This window comes from Limosilactobacillus mucosae DSM 13345 (assembly GCF_001436025.1).
GTDB lineage: Bacteria > Bacillota > Bacilli > Lactobacillales > Lactobacillaceae > Limosilactobacillus > Limosilactobacillus mucosae.
The window spans coordinates 1-547 of the sequence record NZ_AZEQ01000074.1; the positions used below are offsets into that span (position 1 = coordinate 1).

A 547-nucleotide genomic window follows, 5' to 3' on the forward strand; every position below is an offset into this window, starting at 1 on the left:
TGTTCTTGGTTTGATTGCCTTTATTGACGTCTTTTTGCAATTCGCTCTTGTCAGTAGGCTGACCATTCAAGTCATTCATAGCGTCTTTGATGGCTTGATCAGCCTGGTCAACTGTCTTTTGATCGGCAGTTGGATCGTTCAAAACATCCTGACCATGGTTGATAGCGTCATCCAGTGCCTTTTGCTTGTCTGGATCGGCATTGCGATACTTGATATCCTGCTTGGTATTAGTACCTTGTTCAACGTCTTTTTTGAGCTGAGTGTTGTCAGTTGGATGACCGTTTAGAGCATTATTAATTGCAGCAACCGCGGCATTAACGTCACTTTGACTGTGCGCTTTACCATCAAGCAATTTCTCACCAGCAGCGACCGCATCATCATAGGCTTTTTGATCGGTTGCATTAATGTACTCATAAGTCTTCCGGTTGTCTGGCGCGTCATCGACTGCTTTTTGCAAGGCAGCGTGGTCCGTAGCCTGACCATTCAGTGCATCCTTGATCGCCTTGACTGCAGCGGTAACGTCAGTCTGACTGTGAGCTTGACCGGC

Annotated in this window: 1 protein-coding gene; it reads right to left on the bottom strand. The window is 46.8% G+C overall.

What is annotated here, in order from left to right; genetic code table 11:
* Nucleotides 1-547 (bottom strand): FIVAR domain-containing protein (locus FC47_RS10240; RefSeq protein ID WP_169790029.1); only part of this gene is annotated, 547 nt, incomplete at both ends.